15 protein-coding genes and 1 tRNA gene are annotated in these 19118 nt (G+C 46.1%); 11 read left to right on the top strand and 5 right to left on the bottom strand.

The features are described 5' to 3' along the window. Positions 1-84 precede the first annotated feature (84 nt). Together KE626_RS10660 and KE626_RS10655 are read right to left on the bottom strand one after the other, a co-directional pair. Positions 85-672: an RNA polymerase sigma factor gene (locus KE626_RS10660; protein WP_211972884.1), complete on the bottom strand. Its 588-nt coding sequence runs from the start codon at positions 670-672 to the stop codon at positions 85-87. Positions 673-824: 152 nt separating this feature from the next. Then, on the bottom strand, positions 825-1664 hold the full coding sequence (locus KE626_RS10655; protein ID WP_211972883.1) for a rhomboid family protein: 840 nt from the start codon (positions 1662-1664) through the stop codon (positions 825-827). 152 nt (positions 1665-1816) lie between these two features. On the opposite strand from KE626_RS10655, the gene KE626_RS10650 reads away from it, so the two are divergent. The 4 genes from KE626_RS10650 to KE626_RS10635 all read left to right on the top strand — a co-directional run bounded on the left by KE626_RS10650 (position 1817) and on the right by KE626_RS10635 (position 5394). Beyond that, positions 1817-2854: a hypothetical protein gene (locus KE626_RS10650; RefSeq protein ID WP_211972882.1), complete on the top strand. Its 1038-nt coding sequence runs from the start codon at positions 1817-1819 to the stop codon at positions 2852-2854. Continuing rightward, a complete protein-coding gene (locus tag KE626_RS10645; protein WP_211972881.1) occupies positions 2817-4511 on the top strand; it encodes a hypothetical protein in 1695 nt (564 codons plus the stop codon). Before KE626_RS10650 ends, KE626_RS10645 begins: the two co-directional genes overlap by 38 nt. Before the next feature lie 41 nt (positions 4512-4552). Further along, positions 4553-5233 carry a hypothetical protein gene (locus KE626_RS10640; protein ID WP_211972880.1) on the top strand — a complete coding sequence of 227 codons (681 nt, stop codon included), beginning with the start codon at positions 4553-4555 and terminating at the stop codon, positions 5231-5233. 87 nt (positions 5234-5320) lie between these two features. Further along, positions 5321-5394: transfer RNA gene (locus tag KE626_RS10635), tRNA-Asp, on the top strand. Between the two features lie 496 nt (positions 5395-5890). On the opposite strand, the gene KE626_RS10630 is transcribed toward KE626_RS10635, so the two are convergent. Next, a complete protein-coding gene (locus tag KE626_RS10630) occupies positions 5891-7123 on the bottom strand; it encodes an MFS transporter (protein WP_211972879.1) in 1233 nt (410 codons plus the stop codon). Between the two features lie 391 nt (positions 7124-7514). On the opposite strand from KE626_RS10630, the gene KE626_RS10625 reads away from it, so the two are divergent. After that, positions 7515-8096, top strand: a complete 582-nt coding sequence (locus tag KE626_RS10625; RefSeq protein WP_211972878.1) for a dihydrofolate reductase family protein — start codon at positions 7515-7517, stop codon at positions 8094-8096. A gap of 107 nt (positions 8097-8203) precedes the next feature. Here KE626_RS10625 and KE626_RS10620 read toward each other — a convergent pair whose 3' ends face one another. Further along, the gene (locus KE626_RS10620) at positions 8204-9493 is read right to left on the bottom strand and encodes an alpha-L-fucosidase (RefSeq protein ID WP_211972877.1); all 1290 of its coding nucleotides are present in this window, start codon (positions 9491-9493) and stop codon (positions 8204-8206) included. A gap of 453 nt (positions 9494-9946) precedes the next feature. Beyond that, a complete protein-coding gene (locus KE626_RS10615; protein ID WP_211972876.1) occupies positions 9947-11098 on the bottom strand; it encodes a peptide-N-glycosidase F-related protein in 1152 nt (383 codons plus the stop codon). Positions 11099-11121: 23 nt separating this feature from the next. Between KE626_RS10615 and KE626_RS34850 the strand changes: the two genes are divergently transcribed. From KE626_RS34850 to KE626_RS10590, 6 genes are all read left to right on the top strand, one after another. Continuing rightward, on the top strand, positions 11122-11250 hold the full coding sequence (locus KE626_RS34850; protein WP_283093143.1) for a hypothetical protein: 129 nt from the start codon (positions 11122-11124) through the stop codon (positions 11248-11250). A gap of 300 nt (positions 11251-11550) precedes the next feature. Next, on the top strand, positions 11551-12429 hold the full coding sequence (locus KE626_RS10610; RefSeq protein ID WP_211972875.1) for a helix-turn-helix domain-containing protein: 879 nt from the start codon (positions 11551-11553) through the stop codon (positions 12427-12429). A gap of 82 nt (positions 12430-12511) precedes the next feature. Further along, entirely contained in the window at positions 12512-13066 is a 555-nt protein-coding gene (locus tag KE626_RS10605) for a sigma-70 family RNA polymerase sigma factor (RefSeq protein WP_211972874.1), read from the top strand. Positions 13067-13138: 72 nt separating this feature from the next. Next, entirely contained in the window at positions 13139-14188 is a 1050-nt protein-coding gene (locus tag KE626_RS10600) for a FecR family protein (protein WP_211972873.1), read from the top strand. An 85-nt stretch (positions 14189-14273) separates the two neighbouring features. Further along, positions 14274-17432: a SusC/RagA family TonB-linked outer membrane protein gene (locus KE626_RS10595; RefSeq protein WP_211972872.1), complete on the top strand. Its 3159-nt coding sequence runs from the start codon at positions 14274-14276 to the stop codon at positions 17430-17432. 17 nt (positions 17433-17449) lie between these two features. Further along, the gene (locus KE626_RS10590) at positions 17450-19051 is read left to right on the top strand and encodes a RagB/SusD family nutrient uptake outer membrane protein (RefSeq protein WP_211972871.1); all 1602 of its coding nucleotides are present in this window, start codon (positions 17450-17452) and stop codon (positions 19049-19051) included. The last annotated feature ends 67 nt before the right edge of the window (positions 19052-19118 follow it).

Below are 19118 nucleotides of genomic sequence, written 5' to 3'. Positions count from 1 at the left end.
TTTCGGAATGCGTAATGCTAAATTCCTCCCCTTTCTAATAAGAATGAGCAGCATACATAAAGGACCTATCCGTTTAAAAAAAAATTATTTACAGAGGAAGACCAGGTAAACAAGCGGGATAGTGTGGCCATAGCGGCGGAGATGTTCGCGGATGGCCTTCAGCGAAAACACGAGCGCATTTTTTACCGAGTGGGGAGAAAGATCCAGTTCTGTAGCTATTTCCGGGATCTTCATGCCTTTATTACGGCTCATCTGGAAAATACGGCGGCGCTGCGGCGACAACAACTGCACAGCCTCCTCAATGAGCGCCTGCAATTCTTTTAAGCTCAGCTGCCTGGTAACTGTGTCGGTCTCATAAGCGGCGGTAGCGGCAGTTTCGCGTAAACGGTATTCTGTGGCTTCTTTGCGGAGATAAGTATAACATTCATTGGCAGCCACCCTGTATAGCCATGCTTTGGGATGATCTATTTCAGTAAGTTTATCGCGGCTGAGCCATACCCGCAAGAAAGTGGCCTGTATCACTTCTTGGGCGTTTTCCGGCGACTTGACCATTTTCTGAATAAACGGTTCCAGCGATTGCAGGGATGTATTAAAAAGGACACCAAATGCCGTTTCATCGCCCTCGGAGATGCGTTGAAACAATGCTTTGTCAATATAGATATTATCGTACATTATGCTTGCAGGCTACTGGACAAATGATATATATGGCTGGTGGTATTCCTGCTAAAGTAGTAAAAATTGCGCGGATACCATTAAAGCTTTTAGCTTTTAGCAGTTAGCTTTTAGCAAGCGGAGATAGAAGCGCCAATCAGGATTTTTGCCTGCTAAAAGTGCTGCGAGTATCTTTCGAGTTTTTCTTTCTCGGCCTTTGTTAAACTGTGCATACCTTTTTTGTGAATCTTTTCCAGGATGGCATCCAGCTCTTTTTGCCGGTTAGCCCTGTCGAAAACATATTTCTGATCTATGTCGCCAAAAACATGGTGTTGCTTGTAGAAGAAATTATCTACCAGGAGCACATGGGGCTTGGTAATGATCACGTACATAAAAAACACAGCCGGCACAGCAATCGCAATAATAGTAGCAAAGTTTGCAAACATCGCCTGCGGCTCCATTACAATAGCAATGGTCATCCCCGCCAGGGCGCCACCCAGGTGGGCATCGTGTCCTATATTGTGGTTGCGCGACTTAATACCGTAGATGGAATACAGCAGGAATACAACACCATAAAGCCATCCCGGCACCGGGATTAAACCCAATAAACTAACTCCCATGCCCGGGAATAATGCAATGGAGGCGAAAATAACCCCGCAAATAGCGCCCGAAGCCCCTACTGAACTGTAATCGCCGTTATGCCGGTGAATAAACAATGACAGCAGATCGCCTCCCAGCAAACTGCCAAAGTAAAGCAGCAGGAACTGCCAGCTGCCCAGATCAGCTTCCAGGAGGAAACTAAACATGAGCAACGAAATCATGTTAAAGATGAGATGTTGCCAGCTGACATGCAGGAACCCCGAAGTGATCAGGCGCCAGTATTCCCTGAACAACAATATCCTTTCTACCACGAAAGAATAGCGGTCAAAAAAAGCACGGTCTTTCAGGCCCTTGTATGAAACAATAAAATTGACGATGATGATTACCAGGCTTATTATACCAGTATTATTCATTGAACAGGGATTTTTTACGGGTTCACCGCTGCAATATGTATAATAGTTTAAATATATCAAAATTTGGTGAGGGGGAAAAGGGCGGGGGAGCAAGATAACAAGAAGGTTATTAATAAAATTTGATTTAGCTTTAGTACATACTCCTTTACATCATGTATCCCTCCCGGTATTGCCTGTGTGCCTTGCTGCTACTGATTTTTTCGTGTAAGCCTGAAAAAAGGGCCTCTGTTAGCCATTCGTTTTATTATTGGAAATCAATTTATTTCCTGGACGAGGAAGAACAGAAAAAGCTGAAACAGCTAAAAGCGGATCATTTGTATATCCATTACTTTGATGTAGACTGGAGTGAAACATTGCAGATGGCAATACCAAAAGCTGTTTTAGGAAATTATCGCTACGGAGGTGAAGATTTTTCGGGCATGGCCATTACGCCGGTGGTATTTATTACCAACCGGACTTTCGATATGATGAATGAAAACGACTGCGCTGCGCTGGCTGGAAAAATAACCGCAAAAATAAAACAGGTAAACGCCGGAATACACCGGAGCGACAGTCTGCAAAGCGTTTCAGAGCTACAGATCGACTGTGACTGGACCGCATCCACCAAACAGAAATATTTTACTTTCCTGCGGGCGTTTAAAAAAGCAAATCCAGGTATCACCCTATCGGCCACCATTCGTTTATACCCTTATAAATACTTCGAAAAAATGGGCGTTCCACCTGTAGACAGGGGAATACTGATGTGTTATAATCTGGGTAAAATAGCCACTGCTGCTACTCAAAACGCTGTTTTTGATTTGCAGGAACTACAGCAGTATCTGAACGGGAAAAAGTACCCGTTACCGTTAGACCTGGTTTTCCCCTTATTCGGCTGGTATGCGTGGTTTCGTGATAACCAGTTTAAAAACATTGTATACAACGATCGGTACCTTATCACCGACTCCAGCATCTTTAACAGGGAGCAGGAAAACCGTTACCGCTTTTACCGTGATACGGTGATCGGCGATAACTATTTCCGGGAAGGAGATGTGCTGCGCATGGAGTTTCCTGACACCCGTGAACTTGCCACCGCGATAGATCTGATGACACGCAAAATACCTGACTACCACCGGTTTGCTTTTTATTACTGGAATTTTCCTTCAATCACCACATATGAAAGCGTTATACAGGAAACTTTTGATCACCGCTAGTGCGTTGCTGCTGATCATTATTTCCTACACCAATACCAACAGCTGCGGTCCGGAATACTACCCGGATGAACGCCGGATCATGCTCTTCCGCAGCTATCTGAGCGGGCTCGATAACATGCAGCCTTTCTATTACACGCCTTCCTTTACCGCCATGTCGGACACTGATCCGCTAAAAACAGATAATCACCGGAACTGCAAAGAGTGGCAGGAATTAACAGGGAAAGCGGTATCGCTAAAAGATATTTACGAGGTACAATATGCCATGTCACCGGATGAATTTCTATTTACCATCAACCATTCGGCAGCAGGTATAAAGAATTCCTTTATGAAATGGCTGTTGCAGCCGGCACACAAAACAGCGCTGGATTACCTGGCGTTTGCAAAGCGGATAGAATTTACACAGGTAATGGATGCTGATCCATGGAAACTAAATGACCCCGGCTTTAGTAGCCAGTTTTATGATTCTGTTGCCAACTATGCCCTGCTACAATGTGAACGCACGCCCCAAACATTTTTGCAGGAACGCTACGCATTCCAATGCATTAAATCGCTGTCATATACCATATACGCCGGCAACGGTATTGCCATTCCCCATTTTGGTGAAAAAATCCGCCACTGTTATGAAAAATACCTCTTGAACAAGAAAACTATCGTGGCAGACTGGGGACTGATCTACTATGCCGCTGCACAGCCAAATGAAAAGCAGGAATTGTTAACGCTACTCCAGGCATTTGACCGAAGCGAAGAAAAGAAAGCATATGCGCAAATGCGGTTTTACCCAAAGAAATTACTGGCATTAAAGGCAACCGTTACCGATCCGGCTACCCGCACACTGATCTCCGCGGTCGCCAGCCTCAAAAACCCTGGCAGATCACTACAGGAAATACAGGAAATAAATGCCGCCGATCCTTCCAGCAAATACTTACCCTTACTCATATGCAGGGAGGTAAATAAGTTGGAAGACTGGCTGTTATCTCCCGAAATTCTAAAATTCGGGCCAGGAAAAACAGGCAATTATGAAAGGCTTTACCGCGATAGAAATCTGCAGAAAGACCGGCGGTACCTGCACCAGGTACGGGAACAGTTTATAGCCATGCGCCAACATCCCGGCGCTAACCGGGAGTTACTCACACTGGCTATTGTGCATTTATACCAGATAGATCACCACTATCCGGAAGCAGCTGCCTATCTGAAGCAACTTCATACCACCCACCCCCGGTATCTGAAACAGCAGGCCATTGCTACAGCCCTGAATATGATCTACTCGTCCAACATCACGCTGCCGGCAGTACAACAGGCCCTGTATCAACAGTTCACGAAGATTATCCGCCTCGGCGAAGAAAAATATGATTTCCAGGGATATGACGCGAGTACAAAACCTTCCAGCACTATTTCTCAATTATACCTGGCGCTCAGTTGGCAAATGAAAGCAAAAGGCGATATTGTAAAGGCTGGTCTTCTTTCAGAAAAAGCCAATTTGCTGGTAAATGACTACTATGGCTTTTATGACAGAGATGCATTTAACCGGGAGGAAACTGAAGCTGACAGTATTTCTTACTTTAAAATTGCCTTCTTTGATAAATATGCCTCAGCAGCAGATATTGACCGCTTGCTGTCTTTCAAATACAAAAAAATAAAACGCCTTTTGAAAAACTGATTACGCCGGATACCTGGTCACCAGATGATTTCTACCTGGATATGAAAGGCACCCTGCAGCTGCGGAAGAAACAGTACAAAGCAGCACTGACCACCTTTGACAAGGTATCGGATCATTTCTGGGAAAAAAGTTATGCCTATGGTGAATATCTTCCTGCTGACTATATAGGTACTACCACCGGGTTAGCAGGTATTGATAAATCAACCTGCAAAAAATATCCCTATGCCAGTAAAAAACTGATTCTCCGGGATATTGTTGCGCTACAGGACTCGCTGGACGCGGCTAAACAACCTGTGGAAAAAGCCCGTTTATCGTTGCTGACAGGTAATGCGTTGTTTAATATTTCGCGGCCGGGACGTGCATGGATCATGTTCAGCTATGGAAAAGGCTCGGGGGAGCGCAACAGCGGATGGGATGACTGGTATCATTGGGCCTGGTATACCTTTTCTCCCAATGATAAAATTTATGAACAATCCTACTATCGTTGTGCGGATGCCGTGCGCCTGTATCACCAGGCGGTTGCCTATGCAGGCAACAATAAAGAAATTGCCGCACAGGCAACAGTGATGCTGGCGGTTTGCGATGAAGAGACACACAAATACTTTTCCTACAGTAAATATTCTTCTCCTTACAAAAAGATATTTAAGGCCAGATATACCCATACTGCATCCTTTGCAGCAGCGGCTGGCGGATGTCCGGATGTGGCGGCGTGGGGAAAATAATTTCAAAAAATTATTTGGATGATTGAAAATAATGTTGCTACATTTGCAACCCCGAATGGGACAGGCTGAAAAGCTTGTCAGCAGGAAGGATCGGTAGTTCAGTTGGTTAGAATGCCGCCCTGTCACGGCGGAGGTCGCGGGTTCGAGTCCCGTCCGGTCCGCAAAATCTCGAAGGAACCCGCGCTAGTCGCGGGTTTTTCTTTTTAGTCTATTTTTTAGTCTATGCTCGCTTAACAAGCATCGTTCACTTAGCGTGGGTCGGTTTGTCGCCTATTATAAAGCAGGCGCTATTACACCTGGTTTTGAAATAAGGATCAACAGCCAATCGTTTAACGATGACTATACAGCGCAAATCTTTCTTTTGATGAAACTACCCTGCCGCATAAACGCGCTATGTTGGCGGGTATAAACCCTACGTTCAGCTACCAGGCACAGTTCAATGGAAAGCAGGTTGTGATTAACCGTTTACAGACGGTATACTTCAGCTTACCCTACTCGTCACCAAGGGCCTCAAATCCTATACCTCCATACTTTTTAACGCACCATTTATCTTCACCCTAATGGTTTTGCGAATGGGTGAGTAAAATTTATATTTTGTCACCTTCCCGTTTTCCCAAATATGGAGAGGCATCTGTCCTCACTGACATTCCACAGTGATTAATGTGCTGCCGCTTCAGGCGCTACCCGCGTTTTTCTTTGCCAGAAGAACAAAAAGGTAAACAGAACGATCAATATCGCCGGGAATGTGATCATATTTACCAGCGTAGCCTGACCTGCAGCCAGCTCCAGCTCTCCGCCAGTAAGGCCAGCTGCGGCTTTTTCCGCTCTTGCTGCATCGATCCAGCTTCCAATAAATGGCTGAAAGATGGCCGTAGAGAACATCCCGATTCCGCCAATAATGGACATTCCCAAAGCACCGCTTCCGGGCACCCGCTGCGCTACCGTACCAACCATCACCGGCCAGAAATAACATACGCCAAGGGCAAATATAACAGTAGCCACGTAGGCGAGTGGTCCTGTTACTGTGCTAAACATATAAATACCAATGGTGGCTAGAATAGCGGATGTTAACAGTACGCCCGTCTGGCCTAATACCCTGACTACCGGACCGGCAAAAAATCTGCCTAATGCCATCAATCCCGTGGTAAGGGCAAGGATCAACATAGGACTGGCGCCGCTGTTACTCATAATAACACTTACCCATTGATTGGGACCAAACTCGGTAATAGCAGTAAAGGCCATGCAGATAAACAGGAATAAATATAGCGGGCTAACCATGGCCAAAAAATGCTGCGAAAGGGAGGCTTTGATCTCTTCTTTTCTAACCAAAAAAGTTTTCCCGTAAAACAACACCGCATACAAAATAGTAGGCACCATCGTCACCCACATCTGTGCCTGCCATCCAAATTGATGATCCGTCATAAATTTGGAAATCAGCGATCCGATCACAATCCCACCAGGAAACCACATGTGAAACCTGTTCAACATCTTATTCATATCGCGGCCGGCATAAGTATCTGCTATCAATGGGTTACAGGCCGCTTCTGTACATCCGTTACCAAAACCGATAAAAAGCGTAGAGATAAGGAGGCTGGCGTATCCGCCTGAAAAGATGGTCATCAAAATCCCAATAGTATGGGTAACAAATGCCACCTGCATAATTCTTTTCGGACCAAAAGAATGGTATACCAAACCACCAATGATCATAGAAAAGGGAAAACCTAAAAAGAACATGAGGTTAATAAACCCCAGTTGTTCTCCTGAAAGTTTAAACTGAATACCTAGCTGAGGTAAAATACCCGCCCGGATAGAGAAGGTAAAAGCGGTGGTAATTAAAGCAAAACAACTACCGGTAAACAGTGCACCTTTGTTGATGTTATCGTTAGTCATAGATGTTGATTTTAATTTCAAAACGGGAATATTAAAAACACTATAGCAGTAAGAAATTATAGTCAATAAACATATCCAAACTTTGTTTTAAATAAAAGTACTTCGTTTGCAAATTTTCAATACTATATTAACCCACCTAAACTGTGGAATACCTTTTTGATCAGCCTGGGCCTATTCCGCCAGCTTGCTTTTGTATTCTCCCGGAGCCACCTACGCGGAGACTTACCGCCGACTTCAAAGCAAATATGCGTATAAAACTAGAGGGCGTTTCGAAAATAAAAAGAGGCGCTCTTTTATTCACAATGTCGCAATCTCCCCCTGGTATTGTCGTCTTCCCCCACCGTGACATCAGAAAGCGCTCGGTACATTTGTGATACAAAATCATTTAGCTATGCGAAAATTAATAATGAAGATGTCGATTTCGGTCGATGGTTTCGTAAGCAGCGCCGATGGCGGAAAAGATTGGGTTTTCAAAACGGGGGACGATGAGTCAATGGCCTGGAGTGTAGGGAAAATCCGGGAGGCCGGATTAATTATCATGGGCAGGAAAACGTTTGAAACGCTGGCCCCTTACTGGCCAACGGCGACCGGACCTTTTGCCACGCCGATGAACGAGATTCCCAAGGCCGTATTTACAAAAAAAGGAATCAATCCTGTGCATACAAACACTTCGGAACAGTCGTCTGCAGCGGCATCCTGGGCTGAGGCGCGGGTTTTTGATGGCGATCTTGCCGAAGGGATCAGGGAACTTAAAGCCGGGGCAGGGAAACCGATCTTAGCGATTGGCGGGGCAGGATTTATGCAAAGCCTCATTGCAACAGGTCTCGTCGATGAGTTTCACCTGGCCATCCACCCTGTTGCATTGGGTTCGGGGTTGCCGATCTTCACTGGTCTTGAAATACCGCTTTACATGAAGTTGGCGGATGTAAAGACTTTCCCTAAAGGGATTATAGCAAAAACTTACAGTGTGTAGCGGTTATATATAAGTGGGCGGGCGAAAATTCCATTCAGTCCGCAAGGAAAATTTTTTAAAGTTAAAGCCGGATAATCGTAAGATTTACCCGGCTTTTCTGTTTATAGCTATAATCCAAGCTCTATTACATAATCCATATCATCCGGCGCCTTATCCAGCAATAGCAATACGCCTTCTTTATGCTGTACAAATTTTACCGGCGCCTTATTGATATATACCCGGGCCGATTTTATTTTTTTATCATGAAGCGGAATAAATAGCGTTTTATCCTGCAGGTTTAGAATATGCACAAACATCCTGTTATCTTTTGCAGTAGTTACACCCCAGGCATGCTGGCCTACAGCTCCTCCCCTGGTACCATAAATAGTTTCTCCATATTGGCTCAACCAGCTCCCCATTCCTTTTAGTCGTGTTAGCGCCGTATCCGGTAAGGTTCCATCGGGGCGGGGACCGATATTCATCAACAAGTTGGCGTTATTACCGGCCGCTTTTACCAGGTACTGCACCAATGCTTTATCAGATTTATAATTCTTGTCTGTGATTTTATACCCCCATGAGTCGTTCATGGTTTCGCAAGTCTCTAACGGAAGTTGCGCAATGCTGGCCCCGGCGGAAAAACCCGCGGTATTCTGTCCGGGTAAATCGCGTTCGAATGCCTGTGCATCCTCGCCTTCGAGCGCATCCCAATGGTGGTTATTAATGATTAAGCACCCTGGTTGCAATGAGTGGATCAGGGAATAGATCTCATCAAATTTCCAGTCGAACGATTTTCCTTTATCCCAGGCCCCATCAAACCAAATGGCCCCGATTTCGCCGTAGTTAGTCAACAATTCTTTCAACTGGCTGAGCATAAACTGGTGATAGGTATTGTAATCTTTTCCTGTGGCTGTTGATGCCAGGCTTCCTTTCGGATTGTAGTCAGACCTTCCCCAATCGAGAAGCGAATAATAAAAATGCAGTTTGATACCTTGTTTATGACAAGCATCCGCCAATTCTTTTAAAACATCTCTTTTAAATGGCGAGCCTGTAACAATATTATAGCCGGAAGCTTTTGTACCGAACATAGAGAAGCCATCATGATGGCGCGAAGTAATACAAATATATCTTGCACCTGCCGCTTTTATAGCAGCCACCCATTCCTCCGCATTAAATTTAGAGGGGCAAAAGCCTCCTGCTAGTTTACTGTATTCATCATACTTGATATTCTTCTGCAACATAGCCCACTCGCCGTCTGCCAACATGCTGTATATACCCCAGTGAATAAAAATGCCAAACTTATTATCCTGGAATATTGCGCGGTTCTGTAAATTCTCCTTTGATGGAGCATAACCTTTTTGAGCCTGCGCGGCTATTCCAATAATAAGTAGCAACAATAATAGTTTTAATGTTCTTTTCATTTTATCTGATTTTTAAGATGGTAGTTGCCGGTGTAAGATTTTTCAATGCTGCACGAAAGACTGGTAGCAAAGGCGATTTCGTCCAAATTAATCCTGTATTCCAACGTAGCATAAAAGGATCGTAAAGCTCTCCTAACGGATAACAATAAACAAAGAGAAATTTGCCTTTTTATGATGTTATATTCTCCGGAGGCTGGCATATCGATGGGGCACCCGGTTAGCTTGGTATAACAAAGCATGAGGCAGCAGTGAACTGCCGCCTCTTACGTTGATCATATGCAATAAAGCAATTGATAGGATAATAGATGCTAACTTTTGAAAAACATCTCTGTTACAAAAGGACAAACAACCATAAACGTCGGGGAAAAAGGAATTAGTCCCCTATTTTAGAAAAACCGATATTGATGTCAGTGTAAGGCAAATTAGCTTTCACTGTACGTTGTTAAATTGATATTATTTTGTAAGTACGTAGGCCGACAAATCCATCGTTCCATTCGTACCGGACACTTTGAAATTAACACTATGGCTACCTGCCTTCAGTGCACCCAGGTTAAATATATATACCGGGGTAGCGCCGCCAGGGCACCAGTTACGCTTATTATAAATGGGATTATAACTATAATAGATGCCATTGTAAGAGGTATTATAGATCTTGAAACCAGTACAATTCATGTATGGATTCAAGGTATAACTCGTTTTGCCATCCAGGGTAATGGTATGCGTAGTAGCTTTAAACTCTTCATTGCCGTGGCCGGATGCCTGCACATACAATACCGCCGATGCCGCATCAGCCGGCAGCGTAAACGTTGCCGTTTGCGTGCCTGAAGCCGGGTACTGTGCCAGCGACAGCTCCCCACCGTTAGGCAGCGGATTGGAAATCAAAGTATACAGTGCAGGCGCTGCTGCAGCGGTTCCTGCTGTGGATACCATGGTCACCGTTGCATTAAAGGTGATCAGCAACTGACCGGCTGTTTTACATCCCGTGGCAGCTGAATTCTGCTCTGGGCGTAACGGGTTATACGCTTCACCGGCGCTAAAAAGACTGTAACCACCAATGCTGGCTACCAGGTAGATATCTTTGGTGGTATCCGCAAATAACGGCGCCAGTTGATCTGCATTTACATTGTAAGGCACCGGCTCAAGTGTGTTGGGGTCCATAAAGGGCGTCATGATACGTAATACTTCTATCATCCGGCCAGTAGAGTCGTTATAGCTCTTGCCGGCAGGCACCAGGAGCAGGGACAATGCGCCAATGCGGTCGTAAGGGTCGCATCCCTTCTTCAGTGAAAAATTGAAGCTAAGGGTAGCACCCACGGTTGCCCGCTCATCCCTGGAAAATTTGCGGACATAAGATGTTCTCCCTAACCTGGTCAGTCCGGCCGGCACACTACCCATGTCAGCATCATTGCCACCCCATTGGCTATAGAATGACAACCCCGAAAATAAGGTGACGGTACCCCCAACAGCCGTTGTGACTGCCGCAATGCCATCTTTCTTCAATGGCTGCAATGTCTGCCCATCCTTATTGGAACAGGCATAAAAAAATACACTGGTAATAACCAGCATGCATACGCTCGTGAAATTTGTTAAGGGTTTTGTGCTCATCTGCTCTGTTTTATTGTTAGATAATGGGTAATTATAGAAAGTCATCGTCTGTTAAGGACTCCATACAATACTGCCAGCCCGGCTGGCCCATCGATCCGACTGATATTTTGCCCGCTATTGGGGATACGCCTTTGGGTTACCTGGTGATGTAAATGTTTCACCGGAGAAAATAAAGGGTACAAGACTGGGTCACTGGCAATCCGCTCATGCTGTGTATTATCACAGGCTAACAATAACAACAAGATAAATCATACGTAGACATGATAACATAACAATCTTTACAAATTTTTCAACGATATTACCTTACTCGGATTTGACTTGATGAATATTACCATTTTATACAACAAATTTAGCAGAAACGGAGAATGGCATTATTACTGTTCCTTTATCTTTGCTTTCCTAAGCAATCTGTCATTAATTATTTCATTTTCAGAGCGGAAATCCCCAGGTAAATGAGAGCCCGACTTGTCAATACTGGTTTACAGTATGCCAATGGTATCCGGATAAAAACAGTGACCCAGTTTTTTCTTGATACTACTTTTCATTTTCATGATGCCTGTGAATTGGTTTTAATAGAACAGGGACATGGAAAACGCGTGGTAGGTGACCACACCGGAGCGTTTGAACACGGCGACCTGGTAGTTATGGGACCTGGACTGCCCCACGTATGGCAGCACGATGGTACCTACTACCAAAAAAAAACTGACGGTGTCAAGGCAATAGTAATTTACTTTGCCCCGGCTTTCCTGCTGGGTATGCTCAACGATACACAAACCATATCGCTGATCAATAGCCTGTTGCTCAATGCCGCCAGAGGTCTGGAGATCACAGGTGCCACAAAAATGACGATCCGTTCACTATTGACCGGTATCGATACATTCCCTGAGCTGAAAAAGATGGCGGCGTTCCTTGAGGTAATGGAACTGCTGGCCACCACTTCCGACTATCAGCACCTGGCGTCAGAAGGGTACCGCAACGCGTATACGAAAAAGGATAATGTCCGCTTTAATGAAGTACACCAATACATGCTGGCTAATTTCCATCGGGAAATCACACTGGAGGAAATTTCAACGGTAGCCCGAATGGCCCCTACCGCTTTCTGCCGGTATTTTAAGCTCCATACCAAACGCTCTTTCATACAATTCCTGAACGAGCTGCGTATCAGCCGCGCCTGCCGCCTGTTGGAAAACAGCCACTGCTCTACGGCCGATATCGCTTACAAATGCGGCTTCAACAACCTCACCTACTTCAACAAATGCTTCAAACAGATCCAGCATGTTACACCTTCCGAATACCGGAAGCAAATGACCTCAGGCAAAATTGCAGTATAACCCCTGTTCGCCTGCTTCCCGTCAGATGTATGCAGGATATAGTTTTTATTTATTTAAATTGCCGTGGTAAAACGCCACGTTTGTGAATACTATAGCTGCTTTGAAACAAGGTAACCTTTTGGTATTTAATGAAGTATACTATTCCTGGCACAAAAGGATCTACTATTTTATTCTCCAGAAAACAAAATCGTCTTTCATCGCAGAGGAGGTGGCGCAGCTTACCTTCATCAAATGCTGGAACTACCGGGAATCCCTGGCAGACGACCTCGATGTAGAGCGGCAGCTGTTCCGCATTGCCCGTACCACCCTGATCGATTACCTCCGCAAGGAAACCGTGTATAAAGAAAAGGTGATCCACGTAATAGAACGATACACGCTGCCAACGGACGACTTCTGGGGCAAGCTGGCCGAAAAAGAGCTACAGCATAAACTCGCCGATGCATTGGAAGAAATGCCACCCATGCGCCGCAAAGTATTTGAAATGAGCCGCTTTAAAGGCATGAGCCACCAACAGATCGCACACGAACTTTCCTTGTCATCCAGAACCGTGGAAACGCATATTTTCCAGGCCATCAAGCAGATAAAGCATTACCTCGGCCTGTTCTTATGGCTCCTGGCCTGGATTTTCCGGTTTTAAAAATATTTTTTCCTTCTGACTACGTAGTTGGTCGTTCACAAACGTATTACTTATCTATCAGCCGCATATAACATGATAAACGATGAATTACTGACACGGTTCTTTAACTATCAATGTACACCGGAAGAAGCCCGCGAGGTAGCCAACTACCTGCAGGAACATCCGGAGATGCTGGAGAAATATTTGCCGGAAGAAGAATTCCTGCAATTGCAGGAGGATAGCAATTTCCCGGAAACGGTTTCTCAGCAGTGGCTGAAAAATATTCATCGCCAAACGGTTTCGGGCAACAGTCGCCGCAAATGGATGAACCGGCTGGCTATTGCAGCAGTAACAATCGGCGTGCTGATAGGAGGAACACTGCTATTGATGAACCGCGATCATAAACCAACGGCCACTCCTGCTACTGTAGCCGGGTTGACGATTCCACCCGAACAACAGGAACGGAAAGAAAACACCGGCAGCAAAGCCATGGCCATTGTATTACCGGATGGTTCCGTAGTACAACTGCAGCCGGCAGCCAGCATGATGTATAATAAACAGTTCAGGGAAAACAGGAACATATACCTGGCAGGAGAAGCAGATTTTACCGTAACAGCCGATAAATTACATCCCTTCGTTGTGTACAGCAGCGAATTATCAACCACCGCCCTGGGTACCTTTTTTCATGTGAAAGCCATTCCCGGGGAAGATATGATCACCGTACGATTAAACTCAGGCAAAGTATTGGTACAGGGCGCCACCGATAAAAAGAAAGTCATCAGCGATGTGGTGCTGACACCAGGAAAGGAACTCCGCTATTACCGCAAAACGGGTAAAGCCATCGTAGCAAACTTCAATACTACGGGCACGGATATATTAGTAAAAGCAGGAAACAATAGCGATGGTCATGTAAAGCCCGACTGGTATAAGTTTAACAATCAACCAATGGCACAGGTACTCGATCAGTTGAGCAACTACTATGGCATAGCCATCTATTATTATCCATCAGACGTGACGGAGATTTATTTTGATGGCAAATTTGAAAAGACAGACTCACTGGCGAAAATCCTAACCGACTTAACATTGCCCAATAATCTGAAGCTGATCCGGAACGATAGCGGATTTATTATTAAGAAGAAATAATTCAACAACTACAGTTCTATTCCACAAAAGGCGCAAAAGCGCCCGGGGCCCGTCATGCCCCGGACTAAAAAAACACGTCCCAGTTATGAAGATGTTCTATCGACCAAAATGGCGCCTGCTCCTGCTGCTATGCATGCTGATATCAGGCGTTTCCATGTCCGCACTGGCCCAGGGCCGTATGCAGGTAACCGGCACCGTACGCACCGACCAGGGCGAACTCCTCCCTAATGCTACCGTAGTGGCGCTGAATGAAAAAACAAAATATTCTGCCGGCGTAGTGACCGACAGCAACGGCGTATTCCGTTTCTCCGGGCTGCCTCCGGAGGGTAAATATTCACTCAGCGTTTCCTTCGTGGGCTTTGAAACACAACAACTCAGCAACGTTCACCTTAAACCAGGCGCCACACTCACATTTTCGGTGCGACTCGTCAGAACAGTAGCAGCCCTGAACGATATCGTGGTGATCGGTTATGGTACCGCACGCAAAAAAGATGTGGTCGGCGCCTTCAACGTGGTAACCGTAAAAGAAGCGGGTGCAGTAAATGCAACCAACCCTTCACAGCTGCTGATCGGTAAAGCTGCCGGCGTGCAGATACTGCAGAGCAGCGGCAGCGCAGGCGCCGATGCACAGATCATTATCCGCGGTACCGGCAGTTTTACAGACATCAACCCACTGTATGTAATCGACGGTATCCAGGGTACCAAAAATCTTTTTAATACACTCAACCCCCAGGATATAGAAAGCATCACTGTTCTGAAAGATGCTTCTTCTACCGCTATCTATGGTTCGGCAGCCGCCAACGGCGTGGTGATCATCACCACCAAAAAAGGAAAGACCGGCCCGCCCCGCGTAAGCTTTACTTCACAATGGGGCATCGCCAAAGCATGGAAGCAACTGGATCTGCTCAACGCAGCGCAGTACGTGGATGCGCTGAAAGACCTGGCCGCCACCAAGAATGCAGTACTGCCGGCAAAATTCAGCACCCCGGCGGTATTGCAGGACAGCACCAACTGGCAGGATGCTATTTTCCGCAACGCCCTTGTATCTGAAAATGACCTGAACATCAGCGGAGGCGGCGAAAAAGTAAACTACTCCGTGTCCGCCACCTATATCAACCAACAAGCCATCTTAACAAATGCTACCAACAAAAGATTCCAGGCACGCGTTGGGCTGGAAGAAACATTGGGCCGCTTCCGGTTTACACAAAACCTTATATTCAGACAGTATGCAGGCGATGGCTACTATGCCAACATCATCAATGCTATTCAGTATGCCCCTTATAAACCCATACTGGATCCATCTATACAGGGTGGCTATTCTATCCTCTCCAACATCGACGATTACAGTAGCGCCAGCAACCCGCTGCAGGACATTGCCATGAAAAGTCAGACAAGTAAATCACTGGCTTTTTTTCCACAGCTGTCGGGTGAGGTGCGTATTATCGACGGACTGAAATTCCGTTCACAGTTTGCAGCAGAAGTAAACTCCACACGGAGCAACAGCTACCAGCAACAGTACCAATCCTCCAACTTTCTGAACCAGGCCCGCCAATCGATGCTCACCTTTACGGAGAACTCGTATTATATGCTGGAAAACTATTTATCCTATGAAAAAATACTCGGCAAACACCAGCTCTTTTTAATAGCCGGCCAAAGCTATATTGATCCCGGGCAAACCAATCAGTCAGCCATCCGGGGTACCGGCCAGCCAAATGATAATATCACCAATGTTACGGTGGCTTCTTCCCAGTCTGTTACCAGTGCCTATTCTAATTATGCCCGTCCTTCTGTGATCTCGTACTATGGCAGGCTGAACTATACCTTTGATGATAAATATATACTGACCACCAGTTATCGCAGAGATGGCGCATCCAACTTCGGCCCTAACAACCGCTATGGTAATTTTGCCGCAGCAGGCTTATCATGGCGCTTTTCAGAGGAAGGGTTTATCAAAAATTCCCTGCCCGTTTTGTCAGACGGAAAGCTGAGCGTAAGCTGGGGACAAACCGGCAACAACAATATTCCCAACTTCCTGAATACCGCAAAAACTTACCAGGGAACACCGGGAGGTGCATTGGTATATTCATTCGGCAGTACGGAAACATTTGTGTCCGGCACCACCCTCACTACTTTAAGCAACCCCGATTTAAAATGGGAACAAACCAATCAAACAGATATAGGTATTGACCTCGCCTTCTTAAATAACCGCCTCACCGTAGAAGCTGATTGGTACGACCGCAAAAGTACCGGCCTGCTGGTAACCACCTTGCTGCCGGCCAGTATAGGTGTAAGTCCTACGGGCACACAGCCGAAGAAAACCGTAAATGCCGCAGATGCACGCAATAAAGGATTTGAACTCACCATCGGCTTCAGAGATAAGATCAGCAATAACCTCAGCTTCAACGTGAGCGTAAACGGATCCGTTAACAACAACAAAGTGCTGTCGTTAGGTGATCAGTTTTCCGCACCTATCCAGGCAGGCGCCTTCACACCTGTTCCTGCTACTACCTATACCGCCGCCGGCTATGCTATCGGATCCTTTTATGGCTACCGTTTAGATCATGTGGCGCGCGATGCAGCAGAAGTGGCTGCCCTCGACCAGGAAGCCGCCAAGAAAACCGGCAACCCCAATGCTAAATACCAGGATGGATTGTTACCGGGAGATTTTATTTATAAAGACATTAACGGCGATGGTATAGTAACCGCAAAAGACCAGGAAATATTAGGCAACGCTATTCCAAAATATATTTACGGTATCAACGCCGGTGTAACGTATAAAAACTTTGACGGGAACCTGGTGCTGTCAGGTATCAGCGGATTGAAATTGCTCAATGGTTTAAAATTAAATACCAACATTATGGCTACCGGTCATAATGCGTCTACCGATATTCTTGACAGATGGCGCCAGCCCGGTGATGTAGCAGCTTTACCAAGAATTGGTCAGAACGCCACGGGAAACGGTAATCTCCGTCCTTCCGACTGGTGGCTGGAAGATGGCAGCTACCTGCGTTTGAGGAACATTACCATTGGTTACAATGTCCCCCAGGCCATGTTAAACAGTGTCACCAAAGGCACCGTTAAATCGCTCCGCATTTATGCAGCGGCGCAAAACTTACTAACCATTACTAACTACACCGGGTACGATCCGGAAGTAGCCGGTGACTACCTGTTTGCCCGCGGTATTGACCAGGGACAGGTGCCGCAGCCAAGAACATTCCTGGCAGGTATCCAATTAGGGTTTTAATTTTTAAACATGATTTTATGAAGAAGTATACCTATCAATTGCTGCTGATAACCGCACTGATGACCATTGGCTCCGGATGTAAAAAATCCCGGCTGGACCTGGTAGATCAGAGCGCCTATGCGTATGATACTTATTTCACCAATACCGGTGCGCTGAACCAGGCTACTGTAGCCAGTTACGCCACACTGCTCCATCCCGGTTTATGGGCCAGGGAGTACTACTATATTTTTGATCTGATGGGGCATGAGGCCAAGCGGGCCAGCTTTTTGCTTGGTGCGGAACAGGAATTGGGCGATTACAGTTTTGGTACAAACAACGCCGATCTCAGCTCGTTATGGAGTTCCCTGTACCGGATGATTTTCAGAACCAACCTGGTGATAGATCGTGCCGCCGCCTGGAATCCTACGGCCACCGCAGATCGCGCAAAACTGAATCAGTACCTCGCGGAAGTTAAGTTCCTGCGGGCATACGCTTACTTTCATTTAGTAACATTATGGGGAGATGTGCCACTGTACATCGACTATCAAACCACACTTAATAACAACTATTTATCCCGCAGCCCTGCTGCTGATGTGTGGAAACAGGTAGAAAAAGACCTGACAGAAGCGCAGGCTACCGCAGAACTGCCTGTGGTATATCCTGCCGCCGAATTGGGCAGGGCCACCAAAGGCGCTGTGACAGCACTGCTCGGCAAAGTTTATTTGTACCAGAAAAAATGGGTGCCCGCACAGGCCGAATTCGAAAAACTGATGGGCGCACCATACGCGTACAAACTTGATTCTTCTTTTGATAATGTTTTTAGTATCACCAATCAGAACACCACCGAAAACATTTTCCAGATCATGAACCAGCAGTGGACCGACTGGGGCATCGGTTCGCCTTACTATATGTTTGGCAACGGCGCCGAACAGGTGGGCAAGCAAACGCATAGCGGTCGTGCCATGGAGTATGGCTGGAACGACTGGAAGAATGTATACATCAGCACTGCCGCTGTGAAAGCTTTCACCTACCCGAATCCTGCCAATGGTTTGCCGTATACTGATCCCCGCGCCAAATCTACCTTCTACGGTACCGCCGCTTCCGGTGGCGAAACGGCTTACTGCCAGCAATGCGCTGCCGGCGCAAAGGCATATCCCTTTGATGCCAACGATCCACAGGGCGACTATCGCTGGAAGAAATATGAGTATTATCATCTCATGGAAAAATACGGAGATCCCAAAAGCCCGATTAACGGACAGGTAATCCGCCTCGCAGATGTAATGCTGATGCTGGCCGAAGCACAGATCCAGCAAGGCAATACCGGCAATGCGCCGCTGGCACTGATTGATAGTGTTCGCTCCCGCTCCCATGCATTTTTATATACCACCTTGGGTGATAAAACAAATGCCATGAAAATATTGATGCGTGAACGACAACTGGAATTATGCGGCGAACAATCCCGGTACTTCGACCTGTTGCGCTGGGGCATTATCAAACAAACCATTAACGCAGAAAAGGCCGCAGAACCCGGAACCGGCACACAGCCCTTCCAGGATAAACACCTGCTGTTCCCTATTCCTGATGCGGAAAAAAATTATAATCCTAACGTAGCCAAAGATATCAACAACGGATGGAATTAGTCACAAAAGAAGGGATGGTCACCAACAGAAAAGTTCGTCAGATCCGATAGCCAATTACTATTCTTTG

Source organism: Chitinophaga hostae (assembly GCF_018224885.1).
Classification (GTDB): domain Bacteria; phylum Bacteroidota; class Bacteroidia; order Chitinophagales; family Chitinophagaceae; genus Chitinophaga; species Chitinophaga hostae.
This window is presented reverse-complemented; position numbering and strand designations above follow the sequence as displayed.